This window comes from Streptomyces flavidovirens DSM 40150, from assembly GCF_000429085.1.
GTDB classification, from domain to species: Bacteria; Actinomycetota; Actinomycetes; order Streptomycetales; family Streptomycetaceae; genus Streptomyces; species Streptomyces flavidovirens.
In genome coordinates this window covers 135,725-153,827 of record NZ_AUBE01000015.1, presented here as the reverse complement: position 1 = coordinate 153,827, position 18,103 = coordinate 135,725, and the positions used below count along the sequence as shown (strand labels likewise).

General features: G+C 71.5%; 10 protein-coding genes. 6 read left to right on the top strand and 4 right to left on the bottom strand.

The window, feature by feature from the left end; all coding sequences use genetic code 11:
• The first annotated feature begins 3 nt into the window (after nt 1-3).
• The 5 genes from G412_RS0121275 to glgP all read left to right on the top strand — a co-directional run bounded on the left by G412_RS0121275 (nt 4) and on the right by glgP (nt 8,452).
• Nucleotides 4-1,485, top strand: a complete 1,482-nt coding sequence (locus G412_RS0121275; RefSeq protein WP_028813842.1) for a 4-hydroxyphenylacetate 3-hydroxylase family protein — start codon at nt 4-6, stop codon at nt 1,483-1,485.
• A complete protein-coding gene (locus G412_RS0121270) occupies nt 1,482-2,906 on the top strand; it encodes an MFS transporter (RefSeq protein ID WP_028813841.1) in 1,425 nt (474 codons plus the stop codon). The genes G412_RS0121275 and G412_RS0121270 overlap by 4 nt, the downstream gene beginning before the upstream one ends.
• A 303-nt stretch (nt 2,907-3,209) precedes the next feature.
• Entirely contained in the window at nt 3,210-4,382 is a 1,173-nt protein-coding gene (locus tag G412_RS0121265) for a monodechloroaminopyrrolnitrin synthase PrnB family protein (RefSeq protein WP_078607225.1), read from the top strand.
• A 15-nt stretch (nt 4,383-4,397) separates the two neighbouring features.
• Nucleotides 4,398-5,684, top strand: a complete 1,287-nt coding sequence (locus tag G412_RS0121260; protein WP_028813839.1) for a flavin-dependent oxidoreductase — start codon at nt 4,398-4,400, stop codon at nt 5,682-5,684.
• Nucleotides 5,685-5,809: 125 nt separating this feature from the next.
• The gene (gene glgP / locus G412_RS0121255) at nt 5,810-8,452 is read left to right on the top strand and encodes an alpha-glucan family phosphorylase (RefSeq protein ID WP_028813838.1); all 2,643 of its coding nucleotides are present in this window, start codon (nt 5,810-5,812) and stop codon (nt 8,450-8,452) included.
• Between the two features lie 261 nt (nt 8,453-8,713).
• Here glgP and G412_RS0121250 read toward each other — a convergent pair whose 3' ends face one another.
• Nucleotides 8,714-10,741 carry a M4 family metallopeptidase gene (locus G412_RS0121250; RefSeq protein ID WP_028813837.1) on the bottom strand — a complete coding sequence of 676 codons (2,028 nt, stop codon included), beginning with the start codon at nt 10,739-10,741 and terminating at the stop codon, nt 8,714-8,716.
• A 307-nt stretch (nt 10,742-11,048) separates the two neighbouring features.
• On the opposite strand from G412_RS0121250, the gene G412_RS0121245 reads away from it, so the two are divergent.
• Nucleotides 11,049-11,825, top strand: coding sequence for an SDR family oxidoreductase (locus tag G412_RS0121245; RefSeq protein ID WP_028813836.1), 777 nt, complete (start codon nt 11,049-11,051; stop codon nt 11,823-11,825).
• Between the two features lie 6 nt (nt 11,826-11,831).
• Here the strand turns inward: G412_RS0121245 and G412_RS35455 are convergent, their stop codons facing one another.
• Genes G412_RS35455 through glgX form a run of 3 tightly spaced genes read right to left on the bottom strand, consistent with a single transcriptional unit; the run spans nt 11,832 to nt 18,071 of the window.
• Nucleotides 11,832-13,886 (bottom strand): ABC transporter ATP-binding protein, encoded by a 2,055-nt coding sequence (locus tag G412_RS35455; protein ID WP_244283152.1) that lies wholly within the window; start codon nt 13,884-13,886, stop codon nt 11,832-11,834.
• Nucleotides 13,883-15,730 (bottom strand): ABC transporter ATP-binding protein, encoded by a 1,848-nt coding sequence (locus G412_RS0121235; protein ID WP_028813835.1) that lies wholly within the window; start codon nt 15,728-15,730, stop codon nt 13,883-13,885. The genes G412_RS35455 and G412_RS0121235 overlap by 4 nt, the downstream gene beginning before the upstream one ends.
• Before the next feature lie 43 nt (nt 15,731-15,773).
• Nucleotides 15,774-18,071 carry a glycogen debranching protein GlgX gene (gene glgX / locus G412_RS0121230; RefSeq protein WP_028813834.1) on the bottom strand — a complete coding sequence of 766 codons (2,298 nt, stop codon included), beginning with the start codon at nt 18,069-18,071 and terminating at the stop codon, nt 15,774-15,776.
• Between the last annotated feature and the right edge of the window lie 32 nt (nt 18,072-18,103).

Genomic DNA, 18,103 nt, shown 5'->3' with positions numbered 1-18,103 from the left:
TTGGTGACGAGGTCCGGTCAGGATTATCTGGAATCGCTGCGAGACGGCCGAGAGGTGTGGCTGGACGGCGAGCGGGTCAAGGACGTCACCCGGCACCCGGCCTTCCGCAACACCGCGCGATCCATCGCCCGCCTCTTCGACCTCGCCCACGACTCCGAGCACACATCCGTGCTCACGTCGCAGGGCGTGCACCGCGCGTACGCGATCCCCCGCTCGTACGAGGACCTGGTCGCCCGCCGCCGGGCCCACAAGGTGTGGGCGGAGGCCAGCTTCGGCTTCCTCGGCCGTACGCCCGACTACATGGCCGCCGGGGCCGCCGGATTCGCCGCGCTCCCGCAGGTCTTCACCACGGAGTCGTTCGACGGAGCCCCGAACGCCCTCGCCTACCACCGGCGGCTCGCCGAGGGCGACCTCTACCCCACCTTCACCATCACCAATCCGCAGATCGACCGCACGAGGTCCGCCTCCGAGCAGGAGGAGGACGACCTGGTGGTCCGCGTCGTCGCGGAGCGGGACGGCGGGATCGTCGTACGCGGCGCCAAGATGATCGGCACCGGCGCCGTCTTCGGCAACGAGGTCATCGTCGGGACCATCGAGCCGCTCGCCCCGCAGGACATCGAGCACGCCGTCTGCTTCTCCGTGCCGATCGACACCCCCGGCCTGAAGTTCCTCTCCCGCACGTCGTACGAGGCGCAGGCGCGCAGCGTCTTCGACAACCCGCTGTCCTCCCGCTTCGACGAGAACGACGCCCTGCTGGTCTGCGAGGACGTCTTCGTACCGTGGGAGAACGTCCTCGCCTACCGCAACGTCGACGCGAGCTTCTCGATGTGGTGGCAGACCCCGGCGTACGTCAACTTCGTCCACCAGGCGGCGACCCGCTTCTGGACCAAGCTCGAATTCCTCACCGGCCTCGCCATCCTCGTCACCAAGGCCAACAACACCTACCAGCTTCCGCCCGTCACCCAGGCCATCGGCCGGCTGATGGGCAAGGTCGCCCAGGCGAAGGCCTTCGTGCTGGCCGCGGAGGCGTCGTACGAGAACGTCGAGGGCGGGCAGGGCGTCAAGCCCGGCAAGGAGATCTCCTTCGCGCAGCGCATCATGGCCGGTGAGCTCTACCCGCAGGCCGTGCAGGAGATCAAGATGCTCGCGGGCGGCGGCGTCATCCAGCTTCCCGCCTCCGCCGAGGACCTGCTGCACCCGGAGCTCGGGCCGCTCGTCAAGAAATACATCCGCTCGCCCGGACACCCCGCCGAGGACCGGATCAAGCTGCTCAAGCTGGCCTGGGACGCGCTCGGTTCGGAGTTCGCCGGACGGCACGAGCAGTACGAGCGCTTCTACCACGGCGCCCCGCACATCTACCTGATGCAGCAGGTGTGGGAGGGCGACACCGGCGCCTGCGAGTCGCTCGCGCAGGCCTGCCTCGACGGCTACACGCTGGGGGCGGGCGGCGGGGAGCGCCCGGCAGGGCGAGGCGCGAATCGGTGAAGGGCTCTGCGAAGGCGGCCCTCGCGCTGCTCGCCTCCACCCAGCTTCTGCTCATCATGGACACCGCGATCATCAACGTCGCGCTGCCCTCCATCGGTGAGGATCTCGGCTCGGGCTCGGCGGGACTGTCGTGGGTGGCCAACGCCTACCTCATCACCTTCGGCGGGCTGCTCCTGCTCGGCGGGCGTACCGCCGATCTCCTCGGCCACCGGCGGCTCTTCGTGGCCGGTCTCGGCCTGCTTGCCGCCGCCTCCGCCGTCGGCGGGATCGCCCAGACCTCCGGCGCGCTGATCGCCGCCCGAGCCGTCCAGGGCGTGGGCGCCGCGCTGGCCGCGGCGGCCGCGTTCGCCCTGCTGCTGATCCTCTTCCCGGACGGGCCCGGGCGGCACAAGGCGCTCGGCGCGTTCGCCGCGATGGGCGGCCTCGGCGGCGTACTGGGAACCGTGCTGGGCGGGGTCCTCACCGACCTCCTCGGCTGGCGCTCCACCTTCTGGCTCAACGTGCTCGTCGGGCTGGCGCTCGGCCTGCTCGCCCTGCGCCTCCTCGACGGCGGTACGCGCGCCGCCGAGCGCGGCTTCGACCTCGGCGGCGCGCTCACCGCCACCGGTGGGCTCGGCCTGCTCGCGTACGCGCTCGTCGGCGCGGGCGAGGCCGGGTGGACCAGCGGGCGGACGCTCGCCACCGGTGGCGGCGGACTGCTGCTGCTCGCCGCCTTCGCCGTACTGGAAGGGAAGATCGCGCGTCCGCTGGTGCCGCCCGCCGTGCTGCGGCGCCCCGCGCTGCGGCTCGCCAATGCGCTGAGCGCGCTCGCCCAGATGGCTCTCTTCCCGATGTTCTTCCTCGTCAGCCTGTACCTCCAGAGCGTGCTCGGCCACTCGCCGCTCTTCGGCGGGCTCGGGCTGCTGCCGCTGTCGGTCGTCGTCGTGGTCACCGCGCCGCAGAGCGGGCGCCTCATCGCCAGGCTCGGCCTGCGGTCCACGATGACGCTCGGCTTCGGGCTGCTCTTCGCCGGTACGGCCTGGCTGGCCCTCGCGCTCGCCGCGGAAGGCACCTTCTTCACCACCGTGCTCGTCCCCAGTCTGGTACTCGGCGTCGCCCTGCCCCTGGTCATGGTCACCACCAATGTGGCCGCGACGGCCGAGGCGTCGCCCGCGGAGACGGGCCTCGCCTCCGGGCTCGTCAACACCAGCCAGCAGTTCGGCTCGGTCCTCGGCCTCGCCGTCCTGGTCGCCGTCGCCACCACCGTCACGGACGCGTCCACCAGCGCCGCCGCCACGGCCGAGACCGCGGGCTTCAGGGCCGCGCTCCTCGTCGGCGCCGCCTTCGCCGGCGTGGCCGCACTGCTCTCCACCCGGTTGCGCCTCCCCGCACCGGCCGATCTCCCGGCACACCGGGAGCAGGTGGAGGACGCCGTGAAGTGAGGCCGCGGCGGGCGGCGTTGAGGGGCGCCGCCCGCCCGCGCGCGGGACTCGCCGCGCGCCGGTGCGCGCCAGGGCGTGCCGTACGGAACGGGCAGCGCTGCCCGGAGTACGGGACACCCCGGCGCTGACCGGCACCACGCGACGGCCGGCCACGAGCCGCCGTCGCGATCGATCCGGGGCCGCCACCAGGGACCGCATCACCGCACTGCGCAAACCTCCGCCGCGCCCACACCGCGGCGGAACCACGCCGTCGGCCGCACCGCATGGCATCCACCGAATCCCATTGCCCGAGGGGGGCATCCCATGACCACGCACCTCACGCACCTCACGCACGTCACCGAGCTGCGGAACGCCGTCGACCTCGTCGCGCCCGGTCTCGACGCACTGCGCGAGCCGCGTTACCGGATATCGGAGATACGCGAGGCCGACCCACTGGCCGCCGACCCGCTGCTCGCCGTACTGCCCGCGATGAACCGCGACGCCGACGTCCCGGCGCTCACCGTCGCCCTGCGCACCCTCCTGCCGCTCCCCGCCACCGTCGACCGGTGGAGCGTCGTCGAGTCGCTCGCCGCCATGCGCGACCTCGGCATGATCCTCGGCTCGCTCAAACGGCACGGCACCGAGCCGCTGGCCGTCGTACCCGAGGCCCTGCCCGTCCTGGAGGCGCTCGGGCGGCGTACCGACATGGTGCCGCGCGACACCGTGCACCACTACACGACGTGGAACCCCATCGGCGTACGCCGGCGCATGTACACCGGTGAGGAGATGGAGGGCAACCTCCAGGACGCCGTCCGCATGGTCTTCCCCAGCCTCGCCGCGTCGCTCGACACCTGCGCCGCGCTGGCCCGCCTCGAACCGCACGATCGGGGTTTCGCCCTCGCCCTCGACCGCACCGCGCAGCACGTCCAGTCCATGGTCGACTCCATCGACTTCACCGTCGCCAACGTCTCGCCGGTCTTCTTCGCGCGGGTCCTGCGCCCGTACTTCGAGGAGATCGACGTGGCGGGCAGCGACTACCTCGGCCCGGCCGCCGCACAGGTACCGCTGTGGCTGGTCGACCTGACGCTGTGGCAGTGCGACCACAGCAGCCCGGAGTACGACCGGTTCCTCGCCGAGTCGGTGCAGTACTCCCTGCCGCGCTGGCGCGACTTCTACGCCGCGCACCGCGTCGGCACCTCCGCCGTCTCCAAGCTGTCCGCCGCCATCGAATGGGAGAACGCGGCGCGGCTGTCCCCGCGGCTCGCGGCCTCCGCCATCTCCCTCGCCCGCGTACTGCGCATCCTCAAGACCTTCCGGGCCCGCCACATCGGCATCGCCCGCAAGGCGTACAGCGAGGAGGTGCGGCTCTACGAGGTGGGCTCCGGCGGCGCCCCCATCGAGCTGCTGCGTTCCGTCCTCGACCTGACGCGGGACAACGAGAACCTGGTGCGCCGCGCCACCGCACGGCCGCGCACCCCGGTCGCATCGAACGCCTGAAGGGCCTACCCACCCATGACGCACATACTGATCGCAGGCGGCGGCATAGCCGGACTCACCGCCGCCCTGAGCCTGCACGCGGCCGGCTTCGACCGGATCACCGTGGTCGAGGCGGCGCGCGAGATCCAGCCGGCCGGCGCCGGGCTGAACATCATGCCCAACGCCGTGCGCGAACTCGACGCGCTCGGGCTCCTCGACGTACTCGAACAGCGGGCCGTACGCACCCGCGAGCTGCGCTACTACCACTGCTCCGGCGGCCTGATCTCCCGCGATCCGCGCGGTCTCGACGCCGGCTACCACTGGCCGCAGTTGTCCATCCACCGCGGCCACCTCCAACTGACGCTCGCCGACGCGGTACGGCAACGGCTGGGCGCGGAGGCCATCGTCGGCGGCGTCCGGGTGTCCGGGCTGACCCCGCTGCCGGACGGCCGCGCGCACGTGAAGCTGGAGCACCGCGACGGCGGGACCCGCGGACACGCCGTCCTTGAGCCGGACGTACTGATCGGTGCCGACGGCATCCGCTCCGCCGTCCGCACCGCGCTCCACCCGGACAGCGGCGAGCCGCCGTGGAACGGCATGCTCGTGTGGCGCGGCACCTCGCGGATGCCCGCCGACCGTACGGCCGCGTTCATGTTCATCGCGGGCTCCGACCGGCAGAAGGCCGTCGTCTACCCGATGACAGAACCGGACCCGGAGACCGGGGAGGTGCTGGTGAACTGGGCTCTCGCGATGCCCGCCGAGTCCATCGACGACCCCTCGCGCGGCGACTGGAACCGGCCGGTCCCGATCGGCAAGTTCCTGCGCCACTACGAGGGCTGGGAGTTCGACGGCGTCAGCGTCCCGGAAATACTGCGGGCATCGGACCGCGCGTTCGAATACCCGATGGTGGACATCGACCCCCTTGAGCGCTGGAGCCATGGCCGTACGACGCTGATCGGTGACGCGGCCCACGCCATGTACCCGGTCGGGTCCAACGGCGCGACCCAGTCCATCGTGGACGCCCGCGCCCTCGCCCACGCCATGGCGCGGCACGCCGATCCGGCCGATGCGCTGATGGCGTACGAGGCGGAGCGCAGGCCCGCGATGACCGAACTCCAGCGGGCCAACCGGCGGCTCGGCCCCGAGGTCGTCATCAATCTGGCGCACGAGCGGGCACCCGGCGGTTTCACCGACATCGACGAGGTGATCCCGCCCGAGGAGCTGGCGGCCATCGCCGCCACGTACGCGGCGACCGGGGCGTTCGACCCGGTCACGGTCAACCTGGGATCGCCGTACGGCGTCGGGGTGCACGCCCTGCGTTGATCCTCAGCGCTCCCGTGCGCCGTGGTTGCGGGGGGCGGGGTGGCACTACCTTCGTCAGGGAAAGGCCGGGCACACGCCGTCGTGCGTCCGACCCGGTTCGTATGTCCCCTGCGAAGGTGGAACACGTGAAGGCCATTCGTCGATTCACCGTGCGCCCCGTTCTTCCCGAACCCCTACGACCACTCAGTGACCTCGCCCGCAATCTGCGATGGTCCTGGCACACCGAGACCCGCGAGCTGTTCCAGGCCGTGGACCCCGAAGGCTGGGCAGCTTCCGGGGGTGATCCCGTACGGCTGCTCGGGGCCGTACCTGCCGGGCGGCTGGCCGAGCTGGCCCAGGACCGGCGTTTTCTGCGCAGGCTGACCGCCGTGGCAGACGACCTGGACGACTATCTGCGCGGCAGGCGGTGGTACCAGTCGCAGGACCCGACGCCGGAACTGCCCGCCGCCGTTGCCTACTTCTCACCCGAATTCGGAGTCACCGCCGCCCTCCCGCAATACTCGGGCGGCCTCGGTATCCTCGCCGGCGACCACCTGAAGGCCGCCAGCGACCTCGGCGTACCCCTCATCGGGGTAGGGCTCCTCTACCGCCACGGATACTTCCGGCAGAGCCTGTCCAGGGAAGGCTGGCAGCAGGAGCACTACCCCCTGCTCGACCCCAACGAACTCCCCGTCTCCCTCCTCCGGGAGCCCGACGGCACCCCCAGCCAGGTCGCACTCACCCTTCCGGGCGGCCGGTCCCTGCGGGCCCACATCTGGCAGGCGCGGGTCGGACGCGTACCGCTGCTGATGCTCGACTCGGACGTCGAGGAGAACGCGGCGGGGGAGCGCGACGTCACCGACCGGCTCTACGGCGGCGGCAGCGAGCACCGGCTGCTCCAGGAGATGCTGCTCGGCATCGGCGGCGTGCGGGCGGTCCGCTCGTACTGCCGGCTGACCGGCCACCCGGCCCCCGAGGTGTTCCACACCAACGAGGGCCACGCCGGCTTCCTAGGCCTGGAGCGGATCAGGGAACTGGCGGGCGAAGGGGTGGAATTCGACCCCGCGCTCGAATCGGTCCGTGCCGGGACCGTCTTTACGACGCACACACCGGTCCCGGCCGGCATCGACCGCTTCGACCGCGAGCTCGTCGCGCGCCACTTCGGTGACAACGGCGAGCTGCCGGGCGTCGACGTCGGACGCATCCTCCAGCTCGGCATGGAGACGTACCCCGGCGGCGAGCCGAACCTCTTCAACATGGCGGTCATGGGCCTGCGGCTCGCCCAGCGCGCCAACGGCGTCTCCACGCTCCACGGCGCGGTGAGCCGCCAGATGTTCTCGGGCCTGTGGCCCGGTTTCGACCCCGACGAGGTGCCGATCACCTCCGTCACCAACGGCGTGCACGCGCCGACCTGGGTCGCCCCCGAAGTCATGCGCCTCGGGGCGCGGAAGATCGGCGCGGGCCGTGCCGAGGACGCCCTGTCGGTCGGCTCCCTCGGCGGCTCCGACCGGTGGGACTCCGTCGCCGACATCGCGGACGCCGACATCTGGGACCTGCGGCGCACCCTGCGCGAACAACTGGTGCAGGAGGTACGCGAGCGCCTGCGCGCGTCCTGGCACCAGCGCGGCGCCGGGGACGCGGAACTCGGGTGGATCGACGAGGTGCTCGACCCCGACGTCCTGACGATCGGCTTCGCGCGCCGAGTCCCCTCCTACAAACGCCTCACCCTGATGCTGCGCGACCGCGACCGCCTGATGGAGATGCTGCTCCACCCGACCAGGCCGGTGCAGATCGTGGTGGCGGGCAAGGCCCACCCGGCGGACGACGGCGGGAAACGGCTGGTGCAGGAGCTGGTGCGGTTCGCGGACGATCCGCGGGTACGCCACCGGATCGTCTTCCTGCCTGACTACGGCATGGGCATGGCCAAGAAGCTCTACCCCGGCTGCGACGTCTGGCTGAACAATCCGCTGCGCCCACTCGAAGCGTGCGGGACGAGCGGAATGAAGGCCGCCCTCAACGGCTGCCTCAATCTGTCGGTGCTCGACGGCTGGTGGGACGAGTGGTTCGAGTCGGACTTCGGCTGGGCCATCCCGACCGCCGACGGCGCGGCGACGGACGAGGACCGGCGCGACGACCTGGAGGCGAACGCCCTCTACGAGCTGATCGAGCAGCGCGTCGCGCCGCGCTTCTACGACCGGGGGCGCGGCGGACTGCCCGACCGCTGGATCGAGATGGTCCGTCAGACCCTGGTCAGGCTCGGCCCGAAGGTGCTGGCGGGGCGCATGGTGCGGGAGTACGTCGAGAGGCTGTACGCCCCGGCCGCCGAGGCGCACCGGGCGCTGGTCCCGGAGGCGGCCCGCGAGCTGGCGCAGTGGAAGGCGCGGGTGCGGGCCGCGTGGCCAAAGGTCGCGGTGGACCACGTCGAGGCGCTGGCGGCGACCCCGGTCAACGGCACCGCGGAGCTGGGCTCGACGCTCGGCCTGCGCGTACGCGTGGCTCTCGGCCCCCTGTCCCCCGATGACGTGGAGGTGCAGGCGGTCGCGGGCCGGGTCGACCCGGACGACGCGATCGGCGAGGCGCAGACCTTCCCGCTGAAACCGGCGGGCGGCCCGGACCTGGAGGGCCGCTGGATGTACGAGGGCCCGCTGGCCCTCGACCGCACGGGCCCCTTCGGCTACACGGTCCGGATACTGCCGTCCCACCGCCTGCTGCCGCACAGTGCGGACATGGGGTTGGTGGCGCTGCCGACCGAGGCGACGGGGGAGGGCGCGGGCGTACTGATGCGCTGACCCGCGATTTCGCCCCTGGGCGGTCCTGCGGAGCTTCCCCTACCCGCCCCTTCCCGGCTGTGACATTTGCGGCTCCGCCGCCGGGGGGCAAGCCCCAGGCCCTGCCGCAGCCAAATCCAGCCCCTCCGGCGTTTGAGGAGCGGGGCCTGGGGCAGCGCCCCAGTTCGGGAAGGGGCGGGTAGGGGAAAAGGAGCCCCGCACGTTGAGCGGCCCCGGTGGAACGAGTGTTCCCCGGGGCCGCTCGATCCGTTCCCGTCGTTACTACGGGAACGTCACCTTGAAGCTGTTGATGTAGCCGGTGTCCTGCGCCGCCACGTCCTGGACCCTGAGCTTCCAGACCCCGTTGGCCGCCTCGGACGACGCGTTGACCGTGTACGTCTCCTTGACGTTGTCCGCGGAGTCCGACCCGCTGGACCCCTTCAGCCGGTACGCCGTACCGTCCGGTGCGAGCAGGTCGACAACCAGGTCACCGCGCCACGTGTGAACGATGTCCACGCCGACCTTGAGCGTGCTCGGCGCCGCACCCGTCTTGGTCGAGGTCACGGAAGAGGTGACCGCCGCACCGTTGTCCGGGATCGCCACGTCGGTGGTGTTCTCGAACGACGTACCCGTCCCCGGGTCGCCACCGCCCGGCCGCGTCCCGACGTTCACGCCGGCCCAGGCATCAGCCACCGCCTTGTACTCCGCGCTGGTGGTGCCGTACAGCTCACCGGCGACCGCGAGCGTACCGGTGCGCGCACTCGCGTAGTTGGTCGACGAGCCGAACTTTGTGGTGAGCGCCTTGAACCAGATCTGCGCGGCCTTCTCCCGGCCGATGCCGGTCACCGGCAGACCGTCGGAGGTCGGCGAGTCGTAGCTGACGCCGTTGACGGTCTTGGGGCCGCTGCCCTCGGAGAGCAGGTAGAACCAGTGGTTCGCCGGGCCGGACGAATAGTGGACGTCGATGCTGCCGATGCCCGAGTACCAGGCGTCCTTCGACGAGCCGTCCCTGCTCGGCTTGTCCATGTAGCGCAGCGGCGTCCCGTTGCCCCGGATGTCGATCTTCTCGCCGACCAGGTAGTCGCCGACGTCCTTGGGGTTGTTGGCGTTGAACTCGACGGCGGCGGCGAAGATGTCCGAGGTCGCCTCGTTGAGGCCACCCGACTCGCCGCTGTAGACGAGGCCGGCCGTGTTGGAGGTGATGCCGTGCGTCATCTCGTGCGCGGCGACGTCGATCGACGTGAGCGGCTTGGCGTTGTTGGCCCCGTCGCCGTACGTCATGCAGAAGCAGGCATCCGACCAGAAGGCGTTGACGTACGCGTTGCCGTAATGGACGCGCGAGTACGCGCCGACGCCGTCACCGCGGATGCCGCTGCGGCCGTGCACGTTCTTGAAGTAGTCCCAGGTCAGGCCCGCGCCGTACGCCGCGTCCGCGCCCGCGGTCTCCAGGTTCTGCGGAGTGCCGTTGCCCCAGACGTCGTCCGGGCCGGAGAAGAGGGTGCCGGTGCCCGACGTACCGCGGTTGAGGTTGTACGTCTTGTGGTTGCCGCGCCCGGTGTCGGTCAGCGTGTACGACGGGGCGGAGCCCACCGTCACCTGGCCGCTGTACTGAGTGTTGCCGGTGCCGTTGTGGATGGCCTGCCACTCGAAGATCTTCTTGCCGGTGGAGGCATCGGTGACGACGTGCAGCTCGTTCGGCGTGCCGTCGTGCTGCAGGCCGCCGACGACCGTCTCGTACGCCAGCGTGGGCTTGCCCTGCCCCATCCACACGACCTTGCGCGGGGCGCGGTCGGCCTCGGTCTTCTTCGACCCCTCGGCCTTCGCGGCGCCCAGCGCCTGCTTCTCCGCGACGGCCGGTGCGACCTCGGCGCTCATGTCGACGGACTTGAGCTGCTCCCTGGACGCCTTGGTCACGCCCTCGGTCCTGCCCGCCTTGGTCTCGGCGACGATCAGGTCGCCGCCCAGGATGGGGAGTCCGTCGTACGTGCGCTCGTACCGCGTGTGGGTGGTCCCGTCGCGGTCCTGGACGACATCGCGTACGGCGAGCTTCTCCTTCTCGCCGAGGCCGAGTTCCCTGGCGGTGGCCGCCTTGGTGGCGTTGGCCTCGCGTATCAACTCCGCGCGCTGGGCGGGGGAGAGTTTCGCAGGCAGGGCGCCGGGGTCGGCCTTCCCCGCTGCCGCTGTCTTCGGGGCGGCGGACCAGGGATCGTCGGCCGATGCGGTGCCGGCCTGTACGCCGACGGTGAGCAGTGCCGCTGCGGTCAGCAGCGCGCCGGTCGCGGTGGCACGTCGTCTGGGCGTGGATCTCACGCGAACTCCTTCTGCAAGGGGGGTGGCGGGCGGCTTGGGTGGGCTGCCCGGGCAGAGCCGTGCGGAGCTGGCAAGGTGGAGCGCGGAACGGGGGAAGAGTGGCAGCAGTGAGCACTCGCTGTCAGGAGCGCGTCAAGAAGTTGGCCGGAAATCGTCCGTTGTCCGAATAGCCATGTTCGTTAAGCGGACGTTTGGCGGGCCGTCACCACAACGCTGTAGAGGCGTCCGGCGGCGCCCGGAACCGAGGAGCGATGATGTGGCGAACTGACCAGTTTTCAACGCGCCTTGGACGGAAGGAAACGTAACGATGAACGAACCGGCTTTGGTCACGGGAGCCACCGGCACGCTGGGACGCCCCGTGGTGGACCGGCTGCTGGCGGACGGCGCGGCCGTACGGGCGATGAGCCGCCGCCCCCGGAGTGGGAGCGACGACCGGCCGTACGAGTGGGCCGTCTGCGATCTCGCCTCGGGCGCGGGTCTCGACGCCGCGGTGCGGGGCGTGGGGACGATCGTGCACTGCGCCACGAACGCCCGTAACGACGTGGCGACCACCCGGCGGCTGATCGAGGCCGCGCGGCGGGCCGGCCCCCCGCACCTGGTGTACATCTCGATCGTGGGCGTGGACCGAGTGCCCTTCCCCTACTACGACTCGAAGCTCGCCGCGGAGCGGCTCGTCGAGGCGTCCGGACTGCCGTGGACCATCCTGCGCACCACCCAGTTCCACGACCTGGTGGCCGCCATGACCCTGGTTCAGCGGCGGCTCCCGGTGGCGCTGGTGCCGGCCGGTGTGCGCTTCCAGCCGATCGAGGTGACGGAGGTCGCCGGGCGGCTCGCCGAGCTGGCCCAGGGCGCCCCGTCCGGGCGGGTGCCGGACATGGGCGGGCCCGAGGTGCGCGAGGCCCGCGACCTCGCCGCGTCGACGCTGCGCGCGGCGGGGCGGCGCCGGCGACTCGTGCCGGTGCGGCTGCCGGGCAAGGCGTTCCGGGCGTTCCGGGAGGGCGGCATCCTGGCCCCTGACCGGGCCGTCGGGACAGTGACGTTCGAGGAGTACCTGGAGGGGAGGGCGAAGGCGGGCCGGCTGTGAGCGGTGTCAGGCAAGGCTGTCGCGCCACGCCCGGTGCAGGTCGGCGAAGTGCCCCGTACCACGGATGAGATCGGCAGGTGAGCCGTCCTCGACGATGCGGCCGTGCTCCATGACCAGCACCCGGTCGGCGATCTCCACGGTCGACAGCCGGTGCGCGATCACCACCGCCGTACGCCCGCGCAGCACGGTGTCCATCGCCCGCTGCACCGCCCGCTCGCCCGGAACGTCCAGGGACGACGTCGCCTCGTCGAGGATCAGCACGGCGGGGTCGGCGAGCAGTGCGCGGGCGAAGGCGACCAACTGCCGCTGGCCCGCCGAGATCCGGCCACCCCGTTTGCGTACGTCCGTGTCGTACCCCTCCGGCAGACCGCTGATGAAGTCGTGCGCGCCGATCGCCTTCGCGGCCTGCTCGATGTCCTCGCGGGTGGCGTCGGGGCGGCCGATGGCGATGTTCTCGGCGACCGTGCCGGAGAACAGGAACGCCTCCTGGGTCACCATCACCACCCCACGCCGCAGTTCGGGCACGGCGAGGTCGCGCAGGTCGGTACCGTCGAGCAGGACGCGGCCCTCGGTCGGGTCGTAGAAGCGCGCCAGCAGCTTCGCGAGCGTCGACTTGCCGGCGCCCGTCGAGCCGACGACGGCGACGGTCTGGCCCGCCGGCAGCGTCAGGCTGAAGCGCGGGAGGACCTCGCCGCCGGTGCGGTAGGAGAAGCTGACGCCGTCGAAGACGACTTCGCGGCCCGGCCCGCCGCCGTCCAGCGGGGGCAGTTCACGCGGCTCGGCCGGCTCGCGGACGCTCGGGACCTGGGCGAGCAGGCCCGCGATCTTCTCCAGGGAAGCGGCGGCCGACTGGTAGGAGTTCAGGAACATCCCGAGCCGGTCGATCGGGTCGTAGAGCCGCCGCAGATAGAGCACGGACGCGGCGAGAACACCGAGCTCCAGGCTGCCGTCGGCGACCTGGTAGGCGCCCCACAGCACCATCCCGGCCACCGCCGTGTTGGCGACGAGCCGTGAGCCGACGACGTACTGGGCCATCTCCAGCAGGCCGTCGCCGTTCGTCCGCTCGTGGCGGTGGTTGAGCGCGTGGAACTGCGCGTCGTTCGCCCGCTCGCGCCGGAACGCCCGTACCGGCCGGATCCCGTTCATCGTCTCCGCGAACTTCACGATCACGGCGGCGATCGCCGTCGACCGCTTGCCGAAGATGACGGAGACACGGCGCCGGTAGCGCCGGATGAGCAGATACAGCGGTACGAACGAGAGCACCGCGAGCCCGCCGATGCCCACGTCGAGATACAGCAGCAGCGCGCAGATGTAGACGGAGGAGAGGATGACACCGATCAGCTCCTGGAGACCCTCGCTGAGCAGCTGCCGCAGCGACTCCACGTCCGTTGTCGACCGGGAGATGAGCCGCCCGGACGTGTACCGCTCGTGGAAGTCGACGCTCAGCGCCTGCGCGTGCCGGAAGATCCTGCCGCGCAGATCGAGCAGTACGTCCTGGTTGACGCGGGCGGCGAGCCGGATGAAGGCGTACTGGAGCAGGCCCGCGCCGACCGAGCAGAGCAGATAGCCGGCCGCGACGATGATCAGTGGCCCGAAGTCGCCGCGCCGCAGGGCCGGTACGCCCCGGTCGATGGCGTACGCGACGAGCAGCGGGCCCGCCTGCACCGCCGCCTGCTGGAGCAGCAGGATCAGCGTGGCGACGACCACCCGCCCCCGCCGGGGCCGCAACAGCGACCGAAGCAGCGCCCCCGTCGCCCCCCGTGCCGCAGGCAACGCATCCCGGTCAAACGGATCACCACCCCGCCCCCCACCATCCGTACCCGCGCCTGCGCCGCGGGTGTCACCCGCGTTTCTCGCCCCGGCTGCGGCTGCGGTTCCGGCCGTCGTCTGGGTTGCGGTCTTCGGGGCGGCTGCGTTCCCGGCCCCGGCGACGTCCGCCGACCCGGCCGCGGGCTCGCGCTGCGCCTGCGCATGTGCCTGCGGCTTCGGGGCGGGGCCGCTGTCCGCGCCGGCCTGGCCGTCCTCCCGGCCGTCCGCCCGGCCGTCCGCCGTGGTGGTCATGCGGTGTCCCCCTTCTCGCTGACGGCTCCGCTGGCGCGCGTCCCGGACATCAGCCAGGCGTACTCGTCGCTGCTGTGCAGCAGTTCCTGGTGTGTGCCTACGGCCGCGATGCGGCCGCCGGAGAGCAGCGCCACCCGGTCGGCCAGCAGCACGGTGGACGGGCGGTGCGCGACGACGAGCGCGGTGGTGTCCGCCAGGACGCGCCGCAGCGCCGCCTCCACCAGCGCCTCCGTGTGCACGTCGAGCGCCGACAGCGGATCGTCGAGCACAAGGAAGCGCGGTCTGCCCACCACCGCCCTGGCCAGCGCGAGCCGCTGCCGCTGCCCGCCGGACAGGCTCAGCCCCTGCTCGCCGACCTGCGTGGCCGTGCCCTGCGGCAGCCGGTGTACGAAGCCGGCCTGCGCGGTGTCCAAGGCCCGCCCCAGCGCCGCCTCGCCGTCGCCGTCGCCCGCTCCCATCAGGACGTTCTCCCCGACGCTCGCCGAGAACAGCGTCGGCTCCTCGAACGCGACGGACACCAGCTCCCGCAGCCGCTCGCGCGGTATGGCCGTGATGTCCTGCCCGTCGAGCGTGATCCGACCACCCGTCACTTCGTGCAGTCGCGGTACGAGCGTGGTGAGCGTCGTCTTGCCGCTGCCGGTGGCTCCGACGAGGGCCATGGTCTCGCCGGGCCGTACGTGCAGATCGATGTGCGCGAGGACAGGCGGCGCGTCGTCGTGCGCGTCGGGGTAACGGAACTCGACTCCGTCGAAGACGATCCCGTCCCGAGGGGGAGCCGACGGGGAAGGAGTCGACGGGGAAGGAGCCGGCGTGGGCGGCGGCGACTTGGGCTGTGGCGTATCCCCCTGCGCCTCCTCCCTCGCGTCCATCACCTCGAAGTACCGCTCCGTCGCCGTCGCCGCGTCCTGGCTGACCGCGAGCAGGAAGCCGATCGACTCCACCGGCCAGCGCAGCGCCAGCGCCGTCGACAGGAAGGCCACCAGCGTGCCCGCCGACAGATCGCCGTCGGCGACCTGGACCGTGCCGAGCACCAGCGCCGCGCCGACGGCCAGTTCCGGCAGGGCGGTGATCACCGCCCAGATCCACGCGAGCAGCCGCGCCTTGGTCAGCTCGGTGCCCCGCAGCGTCAGCGACAGCTCCCGGAAGGCGTGGGCCTGACTGCGGTGGCGGCCGAACCCCTTGATCACGCGGATGCCGAGCACGCTCTCCTCGACGACCGTCGTCAGATCACCGACCTGGTCCTGGGAACGCCGCGCGACCAGCGAGTACTTCGACTCGAACACATGGCACAGCATTACCAGCGGAATCACCGGCGCCAGCAGCACCAGCCCCAGCGACCACTGCTGCTGCAGCAGGATGACGAAGCCCACCAGGATCGTCACCCCGTTGACCAGCAGGAAGGTAAGCGGAAAGGCGAGAAACATCCGCAGCAGCATCAGATCCGTCGTCCCGCGCGACAGTAACTGCCCCGACGGCCACCGGTCGTGAAAGGCCACCGGCAGCCGTTGCAGATGCCGGTACAGATCGCCGCGCATCGCCGCCTCCACCCCGGCGAGCGGCCGCGCCACCAGCCATCTCCGGAGCCCGAAGAGCGCCGCCTCCGTGAGCCCGAGCAGCAGCAGGTACAGCGCACCGAGCCACACCCCGCCCGGATCCCGGTCCGCCACCGGTCCGTCCACGATCCACTTCAGAACCAGCGGGATGACCAGGCCAAGGCACGAGGCCAGCACCGCGACGAACGCCGCGCAGAGCAGGCGTGTGCGGACCGGGCGCACGTAAGGCCACAGGCGCAGCAGTGAACGTACGGCCGATCGTTCCTTGGTGGGTGCATCCGTTCTGGTCATCACGCTCGAGCGTACGGTTCACCACTGACAGCGCTCACTTGTTTTAAGCCGTACTGGCCTTCAGCAGCAGCACCGATCTGGCCGGCACGGTGATCTCCCCGCCCGCCGGACACACCGTCCCCGGCCCCTCCTCCTGGCTCTCCCGCGAGGTGTCGACGACCAGTTCGTACGTCCGCGCCCACGGCGGCCTTGGCAGCACGAAACGGGCCGGACTTCCCCCCGCGTGCAGTACGGCGAGAAAGCTGTCGTCCGTGATCTTCGCTCCCCGCGCGTCACGTCCCGGAATGTCGCGGCCGGACAGATAGAACCCCACGGTCGAGGCCGGCGCGTACCAGTCCTCCTGCGTCATCTCCTCCCCGCGCGGGGTGAACCACGCCAGGTCGCGCAGCCCGTCCGCCGCCTGCGGCCGGCCCGAGAAGAACGCGCGCCGGCGCAGCACCGGATGCGCATGCCGCAGCGCCAGCAGCCGCGACGTCAGCGCGAACAGCTCCCGCCAGCCGGGGTCGTCGAGCAGCGACCAGTCGATCCAGCCGACCTCGTTGTCCTGGCAGTACGCGTTGTTGTTGCCGCCCTGCGTCCGCCCCATCTCGTCGCCCGCGACCAGCATCGGAACGCCGGTCGACAGCAGCAGCGTCGTCACCAGGTTGCGCAACTGCTGCCGCCGCAGGGCGTTCACCCCGGCGTCGTCCGTCTCGCCCTCGGCCCCGCAGTTCCACGAACGGTTGTCGTTCGTCCCGTCCCGGTTGCCCTCGCCGTTCGCCGCGTTGTGCTTCTGGTGGTACGACACGAGGTCCCGCAGCGTGAAGCCGTCGTGCGCGGTGACGAAGTTGACGGAGGCGTACGGGCGGCGGCCGCCCCACGCGTACAGATCGCTCGACCCGGAGAGGCGATAGCCCAGGTCCCGCACGTCCGGCAGCGCGCCCCGCCAGAAGTCCCGTACAGCGTCCCGGTAGCGGTCGTTCCACTCCGTCCACAGGGGAGGGAAGGCGCCGACCTGATAGCCCCCGTTGCCCACGTCCCACGGCTCGGCGATCAGCTTCACCCGCCGCAGCACCGGGTCCTGCGCGATCACCGCGAGGAACGGCGACAGCATGTCGACGTCGTGCATCGAGCGCGCGAGGGCCGCCGCCAGGTCGAAGCGGAAACCGTCCACGCCCATCTCGGTGACCCAGTACCTGAGCGAGTCCGTGATCAGCCGCAGCACGTTCGGCTGTACGACGTGCAGGGTGTTGCCGCAGCCCGTGTAGTCGGCGTACCGCCTGGCGTCGTTCTGGAGGCGGTAGTAGCCGCGGTTGTCGATGCCGCGCAGCGACAGGGTGGGCCCCAGCTCGCCCGCCTCCGCCGTGTGGTTGTAGACCACGTCGAGGATGACCTCGATACCGGCCGCGTGCAGGGCCCGCACCATCTCCTTGAACTCGCCGACCTGCTGCCCGGCCGTGCCCGACGCCGCGTAGCCCGCGTGCGGCGCGAAGTAGCCGATCGAGTTGTAACCCCAGTAGTTGCGCAGGCCGCGCCGCAGCAGATGGTCCTCGTGGGCGAACTGGTGCACCGGCAGCAGCTCGACCGCCGTCACCCCCAGCCGCTTCAGATGCCCGATCGCCGCCGGATGCCCGAGCCCGGCGTACGTACCGCGCAACTCCTCCGGGATGCCCGGATGCAGCTTCGTGAAGCCGCGTACATGCAGTTCATAGATGACGGTGTCCGCCCACGGCGTCTTGGGCCGCCGGTCGTCCACCCATTCATCACCCGGCGCGTCGTCGTGGACGACCACACCCTTGGGGACGTACGGCGCCGAGTCGCGGTCGTCGCGCACCGTGTCCGCGACGTTCTGCTGCGGCCAGTCCCTGACGTGCCCGTACACCTCGCCGGGTAGGGAGAAGTCGCCGTCCACGGCCCGCGCGTACGGGTCGAGAAGCAGCTTCGCGTGGTTCCAGCGCGCGCCGGTCCACGGGTCCCACCGGCCGTGCACACGGAAGCCGTAGCGCTGCCCCGCGCGGATGCCCGGCAGAAAACCGTGCCAGATCTCGTGCGTCAGCTCGGTCAGCCGGCAGCGCGTCTCGGTGCCGTCCTCGTCGAAGAGGCACACCTCGACGGCCTCGGCGCCGCCCGCCCACAGTGCGAAGTTCGTGCCCGCGACACCGTCGGGCCCGACACGGAACCGCGCCCCCAGAGGGGTCGGCGCGCCGGGCCAGACGGGCGGCCCGCCCCGGTCGTGGCCCGGGCGCCGCCCGTTGACGGCGGCCGGGGCGGGTGCGGGTGCGGGGCGGCTGTCGTGCACCGCCTCGGTCACCGCTGCCCGCACCGCCTCCTGTACTGCCTCCTGCTCGGGTGCGCTGGACACCTGTAAGCCTCCCGCGGCTCGTTGGGACCGGC

Bases quoted from the DNA above. Each gene is read 5' to 3' on its own strand.
- G412_RS35455 (WP_244283152.1), bottom strand. From the start codon at position 13,886: ATGACCACCACGGCGGACGGCCGGGCGGACGGCCGGGAGGACGGCCAG.
- G412_RS0121265 (WP_078607225.1), top strand. From the start codon at position 3,210: ATGACCACGCACCTCACGCACCTCACGCACGTCACCGAGCTGCGGAAC.
- G412_RS0121245 (WP_028813836.1), top strand. From the start codon at position 11,049: ATGAACGAACCGGCTTTGGTCACGGGAGCCACCGGCACGCTGGGACGC.
- G412_RS0121260 (WP_028813839.1), top strand. From the start codon at position 4,398: ATGACGCACATACTGATCGCAGGCGGCGGCATAGCCGGACTCACCGCC.
- G412_RS0121235 (WP_028813835.1), bottom strand. From the start codon at position 15,730: ATGACCAGAACGGATGCACCCACCAAGGAACGATCGGCCGTACGTTCA.